At 55.3% G+C, this 275-nt stretch carries 1 protein-coding gene; it reads right to left on the bottom strand.

The window, feature by feature from the left end; translation table 11 throughout:
• On the bottom strand, positions 1 to 275 hold a 275-nt coding region (locus AC1RPW_RS08440), incomplete at both ends, for a DNA gyrase subunit A (protein WP_481769516.1).

Here is a 275-nt window from a genome sequence, read left to right on the forward strand (position 1 = left end):
GACTTGACGAGCTGACCGCCGTACTTGTGCGAGTATTTGAGGGTCTTCGCAAAATCGCGCGGCGTCAGGTCCTCACCCTTAAGCATCCGTTGCAGGATAGCGACCACGGACTCCGGCGTAAACGTAGGAAGGCTCGTCGTAATACCAACACCGATACCTTCGCCGCCGTTCAGCAGAACGTTCGGCAGCATCGCCGGAAGCGTCACAGGCTCGATGTCCGAATCATCATAGTTCGGGACAAACGTCGTCACCTCTTTATGAATGTAGTCCGGATT

The sequence above is a fragment of the Dellaglioa sp. CoH-55-MRSF-8 genome (assembly GCF_056782195.1).